Source organism: Haladaptatus litoreus, from assembly GCF_900156425.1.
Taxonomy (GTDB): domain Archaea; phylum Halobacteriota; class Halobacteria; order Halobacteriales; family Haladaptataceae; genus Haladaptatus; species Haladaptatus litoreus.
Genome location: NZ_FTNO01000002.1, coordinates 258,726 through 273,628, shown reverse-complemented (window position 1 = coordinate 273,628; position 14,903 = coordinate 258,726). Strand labels below are relative to the sequence as shown.

The following is a 14,903-nucleotide window of genomic DNA, read 5'->3' as shown; positions in this document are numbered from 1 at the left end:
ATGTTTTATGTTCGTTCCAGCAACCCGGAACCATGACTGCCATTCGACTCGACGGCGTGACGAAACGCTACGGTAGCGTCACCGCCGTCAACGACCTCTCGCTCGACGTGAAAGAGGGGGAGGTGTTCGGATTTCTCGGGCCGAACGGCGCGGGCAAATCGACGACTATCAACCTCATTCTCGATTTCATTCGACCGACCGAGGGAACCGTTTCCGTCCTCGGGCACGATGCACAGAAAGAGAGCGTCGCGATTCGAGAACGAATCGGCGTCCTCCCCGAAGGATTCTCGGTGTACAAGCGACTGACCGGAAGACAGCATCTGGAGTTCGCCATCGAATCGAAGGAGACGAACGACGACCCCGACGAACTGCTCGACAGAGTCGGACTGCAATCGGAAGACGCCGACCGAAAAGCGGGCGGCTATTCGAAAGGGATGGCCCAGCGACTCGCGTTCGCGATGGCACTCGTGGGCGACCCCGACCTCTTGATTCTCGACGAACCCTCAACCGGACTCGACCCGAACGGGGCGCGCGAGATGCGCGAAATCGTTAGGAAGGAAAAAGAGCGCGGCGCGACCATCTTTTTCTCCAGCCACATTCTCGGACAGGTCGAAGCGGTCTGTGACCGCGTCGGAATCCTCAACGAAGGCGAACTCGTCGCCGAGGACTCCATCGAAGGACTCCGAGAGAACGTCGGCGGCGACACCGCGATGACGGTCGAAACGAAGTCACTTTCCCAAGACGCGGTGTCGGCGGTGCGCGACCTCAACGGCGTGACGAACGTCGACCGAGACGGAAACGAGTTGTTCGTCACCTGTGATTCGGAGGCGAAAACGACCGTCATCGCCACGCTGGAAAACGCAGGAGCGGACGTTGTGGACTTCGAAACCGACGAAACCTCGCTGGAAGACCTCTTCATTAGCTACACGGAAACGGAGGCTACAGCATGACGTGGAAAGCAGTCGCCCGGAAGGATTTCCACGATTCACTTCGGTCGCGGTGGTTCTGGGTTATCTCCGCGATTTTCATCGGCCTGTTCATCGGAAGCGCGTACTTCGTCGGGGCAGGACTGGGTAACATAGACCAGCAGGTCAGCACTGACGCGTTTCTCGCCCTGTTGGGTGGACAGGTCGTTGCACTCCTCGTCCCCCTCATCGCGCTCGTGGTGGCCTACAACGCCATCGTCGGGGAACGCGAATCGGGAACGATAAAGCTCATGCTGTCGCTTCCACACTCTCGACAGGATGTCGTCGTCGGCAAACTGCTCGGGCGGAGCGGCGTCATCGCCGTTCCGATTTTGCTCGGCATGGTCGCCGCCGGAATCACCCTCGTCGTCTTCGGCATCAACCTCGAAATCGTAAACTACCTGCTGTTCACCTTCCTGACAATCGCGCTCGGCGTGACGTTCGTCAGCATCGCGATTGGAATTTCGGCCGCCACGTCCACGAACCGCCGTTCGATGGTCGTTTCCGTCGCGCTGTACGTCCTATTTACGCAACTGTGGACGTACGTTCGTCGAGGACTTCTCCACCTAAACGACAATCTCTCACTCGGGTGGGAAACGGCACAAATCGCCAAATACGGTCTGTTCGTCAAATATTTCAACCCTATTCGAGCCTACGAAACTCTCGCTGCAACCCTCTACGTGGGAAGTACGCTGGACGCTCGGCTGTACGGAGTAAGCGGGATTCAGCTTCAGGCGTACAAACAGATTCTCGGCGAGACGCCGTTCTATCTCTCCGACGCCGTTGTGGTGGCGCAGTTCCTGCTCTGGTTGCTCATTCCGGTCGCGGTGGGGTACCTACTATTTGACCGAGCGGAACTGTAACGTGAGTTAGCCGAACGCTCGACTACCCTTCCTGTTCGATTCCTTTCTCCGCCAACAACTCCCAGAACTCGTCCTCTTCGAGCACCGGCACACCTCGCTCTCCGGCATCGTCGCGCTTCGTCTGGCCCGGATTGTCGCCGATGACGAGATAATCGGTGTTGCCCGAAACGCTTCCCGTGGCGTTTGCGCCGTGGGCTTCGACCAACTCGGAAATCTCGGAGCGCGACTGGGAGAGCGACCCGGTGAACACGAACGTCAGTCCTGCGAGTTCGTCGCCGCCGTCTGCTTCCTCCGCTTCGGGTTCGACGTGGTTCAGGAGTTCACGAACCACCTCGCGGTTTCGCTCGGAGTCGAAAAACTCCCGAATCTGTTCGGCGACGATTGGCCCGATGTCGGGAACCGATTCGAGTTCGTCGCGGGAGGCGTCCAGCAGGTCGTCCATCGACCCGAATTTTCGAGCCAGTGCGCGGGCCGTTTCGGTTCCCACGCGGGGAATCCCGATTGCCGAGATGAAATCAGCAAGTGGCGGTGTTCTCGAATTTTCGACTTCGGCGAGGAGGTTGTCCGCACTCTTTTCGCCCCAGCCGTCGAGTTCCAGCAGGTCGTCTGCGTTCAGTTCGTAGAGGTCGGGTAGGGATTCGATGCGTCCGGCGTCGATGAGCTGTTCGACGCGCTCCTCGCCAAATCCCTCGATATCGAGGCCGTCGTCGCTCGCGTAGTAGGCCACAGCGCGCCGAAGTTGAGCATCGCAGGCGAGGCCGCCGGTACAGAAGGCAATCGGGCCGTCGCGTTCGACCGGACTGCCACAGACCGGACAGTGGTCGGGGAACTCGTAGTGTCCCTCGCTCCCCTTTTCGACCACTTCGGAAACGTAGGGAATCACGTCGCCTGCGCGCTGGACTCGCACCTCGTCGCCGATGTTGACGTTTTTCTCCGCGATTTCCTCGGGATTGTGGAGACTCGCGCGCGAGACGGTAACGCCGCCGACATCTACCGGTTCGAGCAAGGCAACTGGTGTGAGTCGCCCGGTTCGTCCGACCTGAACTATCACGTCGGTAATCTCCGTCACTTCAGCACGCGCCGGGAACTTGTAGGCGTAGGCCCAGCGATACGAGCGCGCGGTGGTTCCGAGTTCGGCGCAGGCGGCCCGGTCGTTCAGTTTGATGACGACGCCGTCGATTTCGTAGTTTAGCTCCTCGCGCTCGGCCATCAGGTCGTCGCGGTAGTCGATTGCGTCCTCGATGTCGTCCACGAGTTCCGTTCGGTCTACCACTTTCAGTCCGTAGGTCGGCAAGGCTTCGTACTCTGACCAATGGGTCGGAAACTCCTCGCTCGCGTCCAGCACGTCGTAGAAGAAACAGTCCAGCGGTCGTTCCGCAGTAATCGAGGAATCGAGTTGGCGAAGCGATCCGGCGGCGGCGTTTCGAGGATTGGCGAAGGGGTCGTTGCCATCTTCGACTCGTTCGCGATTGAACTCCTGAAACGCGTCCCGAGGCATGTACACTTCGCCGCGAACAGCGAGGAAATCGGGATAGTCGCCGCGAAGGTGGTGCGGGATGCTCGAAATCGTCCGAACGTTTTCGGTTACGTCGTCACCCTCTTGTCCATTCCCGCGAGTCGTGGCGCGGACGTATTCCCCGTCCTCGTAGACGACTTCCAGCGAAAGCCCGTCGAACTTCGGGTCACAGACGTACTCCGGGTCGGCGACTTCCTTTCGAATCCGGTCATCGAAGTCGCGCACGTCGTCGGCTTCGCCGCTGGAGTCGATGGACAGCATCGGCGTGACGTGTTCGACCGTTTCGAGTTCGTCCACCGGTTCGCCGCCGACTCGGCGAGTTGGACTGTCGTCCGTCTGGATGTCGAACGCATCCTCCAGTTCTTGCAAGCGCGTGAAAAGCGCGTCGTAGGTTCGGTCGGCGATGATGGGGTCGTTTTCGACGTAGTAGCGATAGTCGTGGTGGCGAATCGCTTCTCGAAGGAGTTCGGCCTGTTCGCGTGCCCGTTCTTCGCTCAGTGCTTCGGCCGACTCGAAATCGGTCTGCGGGTCTTCGACGTAGGGGTTTTCCTCCGCACTCACCTCTGCCATTGCTCGGGGGTTGTTCGTCTTCGGATAAAATAGTTCAGCAACCGGACGGCGAAGTACGGGATAGTAAAACGGGGCTGAAACAGCAACCTGAACAGACATTTGATTTGCCGTTGGCACTGCCGATGATGACAGACTACAGCGTCCACAAACCCGAGTTCGACGGAACGACCGAGAACGAATGGAATGCCCCCGCAAGAACATGACTTCGATACGGACGACCTTTCCGAAATCGCCGACCACTTCGTCCTCTCTTCGTCCGGGTTCGATAGTCCAAATAGATACAGCGACCTGAAACTACCCATGGTAAATCCCGACGGCAAGTTGAACGGACACGCCGTCAAAACGGCCAACAGCGGCGCACACAGCGTCGAAGCGGTGGGAGACATCGAGGAAGAGACGAAAGCCGAAGCGAAGGACGTGCTCGAATCGCTGGTGGATGAGTTCGATGACCTCGATTTGAGCGACTGACTTAGACGACCCCGCGTAGGGCGAGCGCGAGCATCAGCGTGACGGGAACGCCTGCCGCAAACGCCGCATCTTGGCGTGAAATTCCGTGCGTGTGTCGGAGTCCGAACGACCAAAGCGCACCCTGCCAGAGAATAGAGAGTGTACTGATGGCAAAGGGAATCCACGGACTGAACTGTAGTTCGGATGTGTAGGAAAGCGTCGTCACCGGGCGCGAGAAGATGAGCGGGAGAAAGCCCCATCCTGCTACCTTAATTGTCGCGCTGAACGACCCATCACCTTCGAAGGTTGACGAGGCGAGAACGTAGAGGGCAGTGCTGTAGATTCCGAGTAGCAGTAAATCCCAGACGAACGAAAGCGGCACGTTCAGAATGGCGGTTAGACCCGACATGATAACCGATTGGTCTGTCGCTTGTACTAACGTCACCACCGTCGAAAACGCAGACACGAGACTTGCCAGCAAAACGACGATAGCGGGCGGAATTGCAGAGAGCGGCGTTCTCTCTTCGAAAAAACGGTTCGGGTCGTAGAAAATTTCGAGCATGAGAGAAGATCAGGAGTAACGGCGCATTAACCTGTCCGTGCGAACGGAAACGATTTTCAACGCGCCGTTTCTCGCGTGAGATATGACCGACGACTTTCCGGGTGCGCGCTACTCGACGGCGACGTTGGACTGGGCGCGGAACGAACACAAGACGCTCGGCACGCTCGGGAAAGACGAAATTGACAGCGGGCGACTACGCTCGCGATTACTGTCTCGGGTACTATCGCAGTCGCTGACGCGATTGCTGGCTCCGCTTCGGTAGCGAAGTCACAACAATTCGGCGACGTTTTCGATAGCGTTTCGGCAGAACGGACAGCGGTAGTTCGTTGCGAACCCACTCGACTGGGCGATAGTCTTTGTTTCCAGTTCGTGGAATGCGATTTTCCGACGACAGTCTGGACAGGGTACTTTTGACACGATAATTGCTATACTACCAGAGGCACTTAAATTACGCGGGCCACAACAATTATATAGGAATGAACTTCAGAACGTATTCGATAGGATACAAAAATTATAATTGTGAACGCGCAGTTTGCAGGCGATTTCTCGACTTTATACTAAAATACTGTTATATCTGGCGGATATCCGCGTTTTCGTGGTTTCGCGCTACTCCTCGAACGTGAATGTTCCGTTCCGCTGAACGACTTCGCCGTCTACTTCTATCCGCGAATCCTCGCTCATATCGACTATCATATCGACGTGAACCGCGCTTTCGTTCTGTTCCTGACTTTCGGGTACACAGATGTCATAGGCCATGCCGATGGCGAGGTGGATGGTGTCGCCCATCTTCTCGTCAAAAAGCATGTTGTAGGAAAACTGGTCGATGTCGCGGTTCATACCGACGCCGAGTTCGCCGAGTCGGCGCGCACCGTCGTCCGTGTCGAGAACGCCCGCGAGAACGTCCTCGTTCTTTTCGGCACTGAAATCAACGACTTCGCCCTCCTCGAATTTCAGCCAGACTCCCTCCACGATATGCCCCTGATGAACGAGCGGTTTGTCGAACAGCACTTCACCTTCGACCGAATCGGGAACCGGCGCGGTAAACACTTCGCCGCCGGGTAGGTTGTTCTTCCCGTGGTCGTTGATGGTCTTCATGCCCGTGATGGACATCGTGAGGTCGGTGGTGTCGCCGGAGACGATTCGAACTTCATCCCCGGCGTCCAAGATTTCAACCATCTCCTGCTGGAACTCGCGCTGTTCATCCCAATCTTTGTTCATTGCGCCGTAGACGAACTCCTCGTAGGATTCGGTGCTCATCTCGGCCAACTGCGCGCTTCCCGGCGATGGATGTTGCGTGAGACACCACGGCATCGAGAGGATTTCTTCCTGTACCGGCTGATACGCTTGGTTGTATGCCGCGTGCGTCTCGGCGTCTACGTCGCTCATGTCGGAGGCGTTTTCGTGTGCGCGAACGTGAACCACTGCATCTGCCGCCTCAAACAGTGCCTTTTCGTGCTCTGGTGTGTCGAGAGCGTCGGGGTCGATAGATTTGAGAAATGCGGCACGTTTTCGGTCGCGGCGTCCGGCGGTGACGAGGGGGAACGCACCGCGCTCACCGAGCAGTTCGGACAGGGCGATAGCGAGGTCGTCTGCGACCGACGGAACGCGAAGGACGACTTTGTCGCCTGCGTCGATGTCGAGGGAATGGTCAACGATGATTTCGGCGTGTTTCCGAATCCGAGAGTCCATGCTAGTCGATTTCATGGATGTCTGAAACCGCTTTCGATACATCACCCGGAAAATCGTCCCGACTGTCGATTTCGTCTCTACCCTCGATTATTTGTCCACCGCCGCGAAAGGGGCGGTCATGATAGACCTGCGGAGCGACACGGTAACCAAACCGAGCGAGGAGATGCGTGAATCGGCCCACACCGCCGACGTTGGCGACGACGTGTACGGCGAAGACCCGACGGTGAACGAACTGGAAACCCGCGCCGCCGAGTTGATGGGAATGGAAGCCGCGCTGTACGTTCCGACGGGAACGATGGGCAATCAAATCGCCGCCCGCGTCCACACGAAGCGCGGACAGGAAATCCTCGTGGAGCGCGAGAGCCACGTCTTCAAATGGGAACTCGGCGGGTTAGCGCAACATGCAGGTTTGCAAGTCAGAACCCTCGACGGCGGCGAGAGAGGGGTTCCGACGCCGGAACAGGTGACATCGGGCTACGTCGAGGAGGACGCACACCGTCCCGGAACTGGTCTTTTAAGCCTCGAAAATACGCACAACAGCAAGGGCGGAGTTGCGATTTCTCCCGAAAAAATCGACGCCGCGGCGGAGGCGGCCCACGAAATCGGTGTTCCGGTTCACTTGGACGGAGCACGAGTCTGCAATGCCGCCGTCGCACACGACGTGTCGCCCGCCCGATTTACCGAAAATGTCGATTCCGTGATGTTCTGTCTCTCGAAGGGACTGGGCGCGCCGGTCGGGTCGATGCTCGTAGGTGGTGAAGATTTCATCGCGCGTGCACGCCGTACGCGAAAGCTGTTCGGCGGCGGAATGCGGCAGGTCGGCCTGCTGGCCGGGCCGGGACTGTTGGCGCTCGACAACGTCTCCCGACTCGCGGACGACCACGAAAACGCACGAATCCTTGCCGACGGATTGGCCGACGCTGGCGGGCTTTCGGTGCAACGACCCGAGACGAACATCGTCCTCGTGAACACCGAAAAGGCCGGACTGACGGCGGACGAGTTCCTCACCGCCTGCGAGGAGATGGGCGTCCTCGGCACGCAGTTCGACACGCACGTCGCCCGGTTCTGTACCCACTGGGACGTGAGCGAGGAGGATGTCGAAGTCGCGGCGGGGAACGTTCGGGACGCGCTCTGAGCGTGATTTCGTGATTCATCCGGGGTGAGTCGTTATAAGAGGGGGTCGTGGCGGAAGACGACCTCCAGAAGAGATTTGCTCTGCCAGCCGAGTCGGGGACTATGCAAACCACGGACTATCTCCTGCTCGGGATTCTGTTGCTGTCGTTCGGCGGGATATCGCTTCTTGGTAACGTACTCCTTCCCTACGAATGGGCAGTCATAACGCTGTGGCTCGGATTCGTCGTCGGCATCGGTGGCGTGATTATCAACGAATTCGAAGCGTTCGAGTCGTAGTCGAGTTATCGTTGCCCCTTCTGTACACCTTCCTGAAACCCAGTGAGCGTCCGGCGGATGAACAGGTAGATGAAGAACACGAACGCGAGGATGGCGACGAGAAGGCCGACGAACACGGGGTCGCCGATGTACTCTCCGATGATGTCGATTGGTTGCATACCCGTGCCTATCAGTTCACGAACCAAATTCGTTTCGCCGTGCTAGTGACAAAGTTGATTGACGAGCAGTTTCATACGCATAAATATGGCAGACCTCTTGCCCTCCAGCACGGACGTAGAACCCCCGACGGGTGGCAACCCGCGGGTACTCGGCGTCGATAGCGACGACGCCGACGATTTGCTCGGGGCACTCTCGTCAGGAACCGCCCGGAGCCTTCTTTCCGCGCTTCACGACCAACCCGCCACTGCGTCCGAACTGAGTGACGAAGTCGATACCTCGCTTCAGAACGCCCAGTACCACCTTCAGAAGTTGGAGGACGCAGAACTCATCTCTGCTGTGGACACCATCTACTCCGAGAAAGGCAGAGAGATGAAAGTGTACGCGCCGACCGACGGCCCGCTCATCCTGTTCGCCGGGCGCGAAGACCAGACTACGGGACTCAAGGACGCCCTCTCGCGCGTCCTCGGCGTGGCAGTTCTGCTCGGTGCGGTCAGCGCCGTGATTCAGTACGCCGTCACGGAAGGTATGCTGGGAATCGGCGGGCAGGCCGCGGAAAATTCGGATACGGGTGGCGATATGGGGACGTTTTCTGCGCAATCCACGGATCCCGCTCAGAGCGCCGCAGACGCCGTCATCACCACGGTTCCGCCGGGAGTGCTATTCTTCGCAGGAGGGGCGCTGGTTCTCGCGCTCGGTGCCGTTTGGTGGTACGTTATCAGAGACTGACCGAGATTTTCGGTGTGAAACCGATAACTAAAACGCTTTTTTGAGTTTACCAAGAGTACATTATCTCGGGGTGCATACGATAAAATGGAACCGCCCTGCTTCGGCCCTTCGCAAACGCCATCAGCTTTCCACCACCCCTCCAACGGAGAACTCCTGAAGAAGTTCTCCATCCCCACGACGAACCCCACCACCAAAGCCCTCCTTCCGCGGTTCCAATTCGAGATGTGTCCGGAGTCCGCCCCGCGGTTGGGCGTGACTGCCCGGATTCAACAACAGCACCTCACCAGTGTCTTCTACGAGATGTCGATGCGAGTGGCCGAAGATAACCACGTCTGCGTCTCGCTCACGTCCGAGTAGTTCCAGTCCCGTACTCCCGCTTCGGTGGCGATGGACGACAACGAATCGAACCCCGTTTTCCTCGAACGTTCGCACTTTCGGCAGTCGGTCGAGTACTTTCGGCGTCGCGTTGTTGCCGTGAACCGCGACCAGTCGGTTGCTCTCCGATTCGAAGGCAGAGAGCGCGGCCTCGGTCGTGAAATCCCCGGCATGAACGACGAGGTCGGCCTCGCGAACGGCCTCCAAGGTTCGGCCGGTGAGTTCGTGGCCCGTCTCGCTGTGCGTGTCGGAGACGATAGTAATCATACTTCCGCGTTGGAATCGAACCATCTTGCGTCTTCCGCCGTATCCACTCTTCTGCGGGATTTCTCGTCGCAAGGACTTTGACACCTCCGTGAGGCTATTCGGTAATGGCGAGTAGCAAATCCGTGGTAATTGCCGCCCTCGTTGCGAACGGGGCAATTGCCGTGTTGAAGTTTGTCGGGTATCTCCTCACGATGAGTCCGGCGATGCTCTCGGAGACGTATCACTCCATCTCCGACACCGGAAATCAAATTTTTCTCCTCATCGGAATCCGGTACAGCGGGCGCGAGGCGACCCGCGGTCACCCCTTCGGATTCGGCAAGGCGCAGTTTTTCTACAGCTTTTTGGTGAGCGTCCTCCTGTTCGGTATCGCCGGGTGGGAGAGCGCGAAACACGGGTATCAAGCGCTTATGAACCCGCACGCCGAGGAAATCGCGGAAGTGACGCTTCTCTCGTTCACCTTCGACCCGGTGTTCGTCAACTACGGCGTCCTCGTCGGCGCGATACTGTTCGAGAGCTACGCCTTCAGCAAGGCGTACAAGGCGATGAAAATCGAAATTAATCGCCGAAACTGGAGCGGCTTTCGGGAGGCCTTCCGCAAAACCAGCGACGTGACGACCCTGACGGCGCTCACCGAGGACACCATCGCCCTCGGCGGGGCGGGAATCGCGCTGTTCGGTGTTTTCCTCACCCGGTACACCGGAAACCCGATGTACGATGCCGCATCCGCCTTACTCATCGGCCTCATGCTGATGGGATTCGCCGTCGCCCTCGCGTTGGAGAACAAGCGACTGCTTCTCGGCGAGAGTCTTCCGAAAGAAGAGGAGGACGTGCTTCGAATGATGCTCGGCGAGGCCGAGGGCGTCGTCGAGATTATCGACTTCCGAACCGTCTACTTCGGTCCCGGGAAAGCCATCGTCGCTGGCGACGTGGCGTTCGACCCGGGACTCGATACGGGTGAGATAGACGACCGAATTACCGCCCTCGAAAACGACCTCTTTGAAGCGAACGAACACGTGAAAAAGGTGTACATCGAACCCGAAGTGCAAGTAGAGAAAGAATCACAGTCCGCCGTATAAACTCGTTCTGTGCTGTTTCCCTGGTTTGAGACATCGTGTGACGGCTGTGGGTGTTTTGGATTCTGTTGAACGTCTGCCACCAGACGCAAGCACTCTAAGTTTTGTTGAACAGCTGTCGGTAGTTTCCAAGGTGAATTTCACCAACTTGAACCGCTTACTGCTCGTGTCGTCGTGTCGGATTCATTGGAGTTGTGAATAGCTAGCAACACCGAAATAAACGACACACAGTGAAACCCCACAAACAAACAAAACGATGTTTTCGAGAAATCGCGGTCACACACCGAACGATGCGTATCTCTCACGGAGGCAAGACTTTTTGAACCAAGCCGCGAATATTCCGTATCGTGTCTACGACGAACGAGTATATGCGGTTCTTTCCCTACGAGTCGCCCTACGACAACCAGCAGGAGGCGATGGACCGTATCTACAACGGACTGGCTCGCGGACAAGACGTGGTTTTCGAGGGTGCGTGTGGGACGGGAAAAACGCTCTCGTCGCTCGCGCCCGCGCTGGAGTTCGCCCGCGAGGAGGACAAAACGGTGGTCATCACGACCAACGTCCACCAGCAGATGCGCCAGTTCGTGACCGAGGCGCGCGAAATCAACGAGAACGAACCCCTTCGCGCCGTCGTCTTCCGCGGGAAAGGGTCGATGTGTCACATCGACGTGGACTATCAGGAGTGTCAGGTGCTCCGGGACAACACCTACGAAGTCGTGGATAAGGAACGCGACAAACAGGAACTCGAACAGCGCCAGCGCGAACTGCTCGAAGTGATGCAGGATGGCGACGAAACCGCCGCGGAGGCCCGGAGTGCGGTGATGGACGAACTCGACCAGATTCAAGAGGAGGTCGAAAACCTGCGCGAAGCGAACGTCTGTGACTACTATTACAACAACCTTACCGAGGACACGGGCGAGTTCTACCAGTGGCTCTACAAGGACGTTCGGACGCCGGACGACATCTACGAGTACGCAGAGCAACAGCAGATGTGCGGCTACGAACTGCTGAAAGACGGGATGGAGGGCGTCGATTTGGTCGTCTGCAACTATCACCACCTTCTCGACCCGATGATACGCGAGCAGTTCTTCCGGTGGTTAGACCGCGACCCGGAGGACGTTATCACCATCTTCGACGAGGCCCATAACATCGAAGGGACGGCGCGCGACCACGCCTCTCGAACCCTGACCGAGAACACCCTCGACAGCGCGCTGGACGAATTGCAGGAGAGCGACGACTTCCGGAGCGAGTCGGGGTTCAACGTCCTCGCCGCGTTCCAGCGCGCCCTAAAGGCCACCTACGAGGATTCGTTCGGCTTCGGCGAGCGCGAAGCGGTCGGCGAAAACTGGCAGGACGTGCCGGTGGCGAACGAGAACAAGCGCGACGACCTCACCCTCAATTTCCTTCAAGAGTACACCGGGAAGGGAATCGACGACGAACTGGACGACGCGCTCGGCCTCGCCAAAGAACTCGACCAGCAGTACGAGGAAGCGTACAAAGAAGGCGACGCAAAAACCCGACAGGAGTGCCAGACGCTTCAGGCCGCGAACTTCGTCAAATCCTACATGGACGAGGGGGCCGAACTCGGCCAGTACCCGGTTGCCGCGGTTCGGCGCGACGAAGGCACCGACGAAGTGTACGGACGAGCGGAACTGTACACCTGCATCCCGCGCGAAGTGACCAAAGCCCTCTTCGATGAGGTGTACGCGACAGTCTTGATGAGTGCGACTCTGCGCCCCTTCGACGTGCTGTCGGACGTGTTGGGACTCACAGAGCCAGTCACGTTGGCCTACGGCCTCCAATTTCCCGAGGAAAATCGCCGAACCTTCGCGGTCGAATCGCCCGCACTGTTCGCCAGCGAGCGAAGCGAGCGGGAAACCCAAGAGACCATCGCGGACGTGCTGACCGACACTGTCAAATTCACCGCCGGGAATACGCTCGTTTTCTTCCCGAGCTATTCGGAAGCAGAACGCTACCGCGACCTCGTTCGAAACCGAATCGACGGGAGTCTCTACTTCGACGAAGCAGGAACACCCGTCGAGGAACTTCGCCAGCAGTTCACCAGCGACCAAAACGGCGTCCTCTTCACTTCGCTCTGGGGAACGTTGGCCGAGGGTGTCAGCTTCGACGGAGACGACGCCCGAACCGTGGTCGTGGTTGGCGTTCCGTACCCCCACTTGGACGACCGGATGGACGCGGTGCAGGACGCCTACGACAGGGTGTTCGCCGACCGTTCAGGCCGAAATTCGGGCTGGGAGTACGCCGTCGAAATTCCAACGATTCGGAAAACCAGGCAGGCATTGGGGCGAGTGATTCGCTCCCCCGAGGATTTCGGCATCAGAGTGCTGTTGGACAAACGCTACACCGAAAAAAGCGTGCGGGAGATGGGCAAATACAGTGTCCGAGAAACCTTCCCGCCGGAAGAACGCGAGGAGATGCTGGACATCGCTCCAGAAAAACTCAAATTCGCTATGCTGAACTTCTTCACCGACAAGGATGCGTGGAACGGGGAACCGCCGAAACCACAATGAATCGGATTGGTTGGAGATTTTCTGAATATTACGCTGGAAGCGAAATCGTCGCCGCTGGTTCTTCGTAGGTCGCATCCCAAAGCTGTAGTCTCGTGATGTTCCACGTAATCGGGTTGATGTCTCGTTCCGTGAGTTGCTGAGCCGCATCCGGATTTCCGCCACGAGCGAGCGTCACGTGCGGAACGTAGTCGTCACCTTCGATGCCCTCGATACAATCGAACTCGGCAACCAGTTCGCGGTGGAGTTCGCGCAGACCTGGGCTTTCCACGGCAAGGTAGACGACGGGGCCATCCCCGCGTGCCGGATTTTCGAACAGGTCGATTTCGGCTATTTTGGCTTCGAAGACAGGTGACCCGACGAGCGCGGTTCGAACCTGCATTTCGAGTCGGTCGTAATTTTGGCGGTCGCCGAATCGTTTGACAACCAAGGTGTGCTGGTCGCGGACAGTGTCGAACTGGTAGAGCGATGGGCGAAGTTTCTCTGCAAGGCGGGCGACTTCGCCGGGAACGGGAACGTTGAGGCTGTACACTGTTCGATTCGAGAGAGGGGAAGAATATGAGGGTGGCGTTCGTGGTTAGTCGTTTTAGGATGAACCGCCCCGAGCACTAGTAGACCATTTCTCGGTGTTAATATCGACAAAGACAGTCCAGTTGGAAAGTGAAATGGCCGATTCGTTTGCTGGAGGTTGATTCACCGCCATCTCCCCATCAGCAATGAGTCGGCCATTTCCACTCTCTTCGAAGCCGCGAATCGAGAGATACGCAACGTCGCCCGGTTTGAGCGGCTTTGAAAGTTCGGCATCGCCAAATGGGTGATTTGACTGGTTGAACAAGCTGAATCTAATGGTTGTCCCGGCTGGAATGACCGTTCCACTCCTATGTTCAATCACAATGACTCCGGGCTTGGTTTCGGAGTTCACGGTTATTGTTGGCACATTGTTAACCCAGAGGGGTTTCGTCGGTGGTGATGCCACCTCTGAAAATCGGTATGAGAAATCGACAGAAACAGCTCGGCTACCGCTCGTTTGAAGCGACCCCGAGAGTTCGTGAATGAATCCTCGTTCGTCCACGAAGACGGTCGCAGTGAGCGACTTCACATCGGGAAGTTCGGTGTGCGTACTTGCCTGGTAGCGATACAGTCTGATTCCGTTTCGAGTGGTCGTCCCATTCCACGTGAAATCAGAGTTCGTGAGGATTTGGCTCATCTGGGTGTTGTTCTTGACGTTTTCCGGAAGTGAACCCGTTTGGTTAGAAGCAGAGACATACTGAGTCCCTACCTGTCTTGGGGTATTTCGGGTTGTGGTGTTGTTCGCCACGAAGGCTTTGTATGAACCGCCAGCGCCGAAACGGCCGGGGATTTCACCGCGCTGGTCGATGAGTAGTCGTCCTTCACCGGCGTGTACGGTGAGTGTCGAATTTGCCCATTTCGATGGGCCAACACTGTGATTCGGGCGAATCCGAACCTCCTTCCGATAATTCATTCCCGCAAGCGCGGATTCATGCGCAGAAACGAGTCGCTCCGCGTCGAATATCCACTGCGTGTTTGCGCCGGGTGGTGGGTTCAAATCAGCTTGTGAGTCGGTTTCCGGTTCCGGCGACTGCTCCGACCACGGGAGGTACTCCGCACAGCCAGAAGTCACGATGAGGAGGGCGAACAGGAGGGCAGGGAGTCGTCGCATTCAACCATGTTTTCATCGGAAGATAATAAACTCTCGCCAGCAGAAACGAATCGCTGGCAACCATTGCCGTGC

Annotated in this window: 16 protein-coding genes; 9 read left to right on the top strand and 7 right to left on the bottom strand. The window is 57.8% G+C overall.

What is annotated here, in order from left to right:
• The first annotated feature begins 32 nt into the window (after positions 1 to 32).
• Together BW974_RS12450 and BW974_RS12445 are read left to right on the top strand one after the other, a co-directional pair.
• Entirely contained in the window at positions 33 to 950 is a 918-nt protein-coding gene (locus tag BW974_RS12450) for an ABC transporter ATP-binding protein (protein WP_076430601.1), read from the top strand.
• The gene (locus BW974_RS12445) at positions 947 to 1,828 is read left to right on the top strand and encodes an ABC transporter permease (protein WP_076430600.1); all 882 of its coding nucleotides are present in this window, start codon (positions 947 to 949) and stop codon (positions 1,826 to 1,828) included. The genes BW974_RS12450 and BW974_RS12445 overlap by 4 nt, the downstream gene beginning before the upstream one ends.
• Before the next feature lie 22 nt (positions 1,829 to 1,850).
• Here the strand turns inward: BW974_RS12445 and ligA are convergent, their stop codons facing one another.
• Positions 1,851 to 3,914 carry an NAD-dependent DNA ligase LigA gene (gene ligA, locus BW974_RS12440; RefSeq protein ID WP_076430599.1) on the bottom strand — a complete coding sequence of 688 codons (2,064 nt, stop codon included), beginning with the start codon at positions 3,912 to 3,914 and terminating at the stop codon, positions 1,851 to 1,853.
• A 183-nt stretch (positions 3,915 to 4,097) separates the two neighbouring features.
• Here ligA and BW974_RS12435 point away from each other — a divergent pair, with 183 nt between their 5' ends.
• Positions 4,098 to 4,382, top strand: a complete 285-nt coding sequence (locus BW974_RS12435) for a hypothetical protein (RefSeq protein ID WP_245800069.1) — start codon at positions 4,098 to 4,100, stop codon at positions 4,380 to 4,382.
• A 1-nt stretch (position 4,383) separates the two neighbouring features.
• Here BW974_RS12435 and BW974_RS12430 read toward each other — a convergent pair whose 3' ends face one another.
• Positions 4,384 to 4,923 (bottom strand): YIP1 family protein, encoded by a 540-nt coding sequence (locus BW974_RS12430; protein ID WP_076430598.1) that lies wholly within the window; start codon positions 4,921 to 4,923, stop codon positions 4,384 to 4,386.
• 82 nt (positions 4,924 to 5,005) lie between these two features.
• Here BW974_RS12430 and BW974_RS12425 point away from each other — a divergent pair, with 82 nt between their 5' ends.
• Positions 5,006 to 5,185 (top strand): hypothetical protein, encoded by a 180-nt coding sequence (locus BW974_RS12425; RefSeq protein ID WP_076430597.1) that lies wholly within the window; start codon positions 5,006 to 5,008, stop codon positions 5,183 to 5,185.
• A 344-nt stretch (positions 5,186 to 5,529) separates the two neighbouring features.
• On the opposite strand, the gene BW974_RS12420 is transcribed toward BW974_RS12425, so the two are convergent.
• Complete coding sequence (locus BW974_RS12420; RefSeq protein ID WP_076430596.1) at positions 5,530 to 6,612, bottom strand: aminopeptidase; 1,083 nt, start codon at positions 6,610 to 6,612, stop codon at positions 5,530 to 5,532.
• A gap of 118 nt (positions 6,613 to 6,730) precedes the next feature.
• On the opposite strand from BW974_RS12420, the gene BW974_RS12415 reads away from it, so the two are divergent.
• Both BW974_RS12415 and BW974_RS25665 read left to right on the top strand, forming a co-directional pair.
• The gene (locus BW974_RS12415) at positions 6,731 to 7,747 is read left to right on the top strand and encodes a threonine aldolase family protein (RefSeq protein WP_076430595.1); all 1,017 of its coding nucleotides are present in this window, start codon (positions 6,731 to 6,733) and stop codon (positions 7,745 to 7,747) included.
• A gap of 101 nt (positions 7,748 to 7,848) precedes the next feature.
• Entirely contained in the window at positions 7,849 to 8,022 is a 174-nt protein-coding gene (locus BW974_RS25665) for a hypothetical protein (protein ID WP_175609690.1), read from the top strand.
• Positions 8,023 to 8,027: 5 nt separating this feature from the next.
• Here BW974_RS25665 and BW974_RS25660 read toward each other — a convergent pair whose 3' ends face one another.
• Positions 8,028 to 8,180, bottom strand: a complete 153-nt coding sequence (locus BW974_RS25660; RefSeq protein ID WP_162833836.1) for a DUF7859 family protein — start codon at positions 8,178 to 8,180, stop codon at positions 8,028 to 8,030.
• A gap of 85 nt (positions 8,181 to 8,265) precedes the next feature.
• On the opposite strand from BW974_RS25660, the gene BW974_RS12410 reads away from it, so the two are divergent.
• Entirely contained in the window at positions 8,266 to 8,907 is a 642-nt protein-coding gene (locus BW974_RS12410; RefSeq protein ID WP_076430594.1) for an ArsR/SmtB family transcription factor, read from the top strand.
• A 120-nt stretch (positions 8,908 to 9,027) separates the two neighbouring features.
• Here BW974_RS12410 and BW974_RS12405 read toward each other — a convergent pair whose 3' ends face one another.
• On the bottom strand, positions 9,028 to 9,549 hold the full coding sequence (locus tag BW974_RS12405) for a metallophosphoesterase (protein ID WP_076430593.1): 522 nt from the start codon (positions 9,547 to 9,549) through the stop codon (positions 9,028 to 9,030).
• 104 nt (positions 9,550 to 9,653) lie between these two features.
• Here BW974_RS12405 and BW974_RS12400 point away from each other — a divergent pair, with 104 nt between their 5' ends.
• Entirely contained in the window at positions 9,654 to 10,625 is a 972-nt protein-coding gene (locus BW974_RS12400) for a cation diffusion facilitator family transporter (RefSeq protein WP_076430592.1), read from the top strand.
• Between the two features lie 344 nt (positions 10,626 to 10,969).
• On the top strand, positions 10,970 to 13,153 hold the full coding sequence (locus tag BW974_RS12395) for an ATP-dependent DNA helicase (RefSeq protein ID WP_084186269.1): 2,184 nt from the start codon (positions 10,970 to 10,972) through the stop codon (positions 13,151 to 13,153).
• A gap of 28 nt (positions 13,154 to 13,181) precedes the next feature.
• Here the strand turns inward: BW974_RS12395 and BW974_RS12390 are convergent, their stop codons facing one another.
• Together BW974_RS12390 and BW974_RS12385 are read right to left on the bottom strand one after the other, a co-directional pair.
• Positions 13,182 to 13,682 carry a 2'-5' RNA ligase family protein gene (locus tag BW974_RS12390; RefSeq protein ID WP_076430591.1) on the bottom strand — a complete coding sequence of 167 codons (501 nt, stop codon included), beginning with the start codon at positions 13,680 to 13,682 and terminating at the stop codon, positions 13,182 to 13,184.
• 54 nt (positions 13,683 to 13,736) lie between these two features.
• Positions 13,737 to 14,831 carry a DUF7537 family lipoprotein gene (locus BW974_RS12385; protein ID WP_076430590.1) on the bottom strand — a complete coding sequence of 365 codons (1,095 nt, stop codon included), beginning with the start codon at positions 14,829 to 14,831 and terminating at the stop codon, positions 13,737 to 13,739.
• Positions 14,832 to 14,903 lie beyond the last annotated feature (72 nt).

Coding starts and splice junctions, on each gene's coding strand:
- ligA (WP_076430599.1), bottom strand. CDS start 3,914: ATGGCAGAGGTGAGTGCGGAGGAAAACCCCTACGTCGAAGACCCGCAG.
- BW974_RS12410 (WP_076430594.1), top strand. CDS start 8,266: ATGGCAGACCTCTTGCCCTCCAGCACGGACGTAGAACCCCCGACGGGT.
- BW974_RS12405 (WP_076430593.1), bottom strand. CDS start 9,549: ATGATTACTATCGTCTCCGACACGCACAGCGAGACGGGCCACGAACTC.
- BW974_RS12425 (WP_076430597.1), top strand. CDS start 5,006: ATGACCGACGACTTTCCGGGTGCGCGCTACTCGACGGCGACGTTGGAC.
- BW974_RS12430 (WP_076430598.1), bottom strand. CDS start 4,923: ATGCTCGAAATTTTCTACGACCCGAACCGTTTTTTCGAAGAGAGAACG.
- BW974_RS12420 (WP_076430596.1), bottom strand. CDS start 6,612: ATGGACTCTCGGATTCGGAAACACGCCGAAATCATCGTTGACCATTCC.
- BW974_RS12445 (WP_076430600.1), top strand. CDS start 947: ATGACGTGGAAAGCAGTCGCCCGGAAGGATTTCCACGATTCACTTCGG.
- BW974_RS12415 (WP_076430595.1), top strand. CDS start 6,731: ATGATAGACCTGCGGAGCGACACGGTAACCAAACCGAGCGAGGAGATG.
- BW974_RS12450 (WP_076430601.1), top strand. CDS start 33: ATGACTGCCATTCGACTCGACGGCGTGACGAAACGCTACGGTAGCGTC.
- BW974_RS25660 (WP_162833836.1), bottom strand. CDS start 8,180: ATGCAACCAATCGACATCATCGGAGAGTACATCGGCGACCCCGTGTTC.
- BW974_RS12400 (WP_076430592.1), top strand. CDS start 9,654: ATGGCGAGTAGCAAATCCGTGGTAATTGCCGCCCTCGTTGCGAACGGG.
- BW974_RS12385 (WP_076430590.1), bottom strand. CDS start 14,831: ATGCGACGACTCCCTGCCCTCCTGTTCGCCCTCCTCATCGTGACTTCT.
- BW974_RS25665 (WP_175609690.1), top strand. CDS start 7,849: ATGCAAACCACGGACTATCTCCTGCTCGGGATTCTGTTGCTGTCGTTC.
- BW974_RS12435 (WP_245800069.1), top strand. CDS start 4,098: ATGCCCCCGCAAGAACATGACTTCGATACGGACGACCTTTCCGAAATC.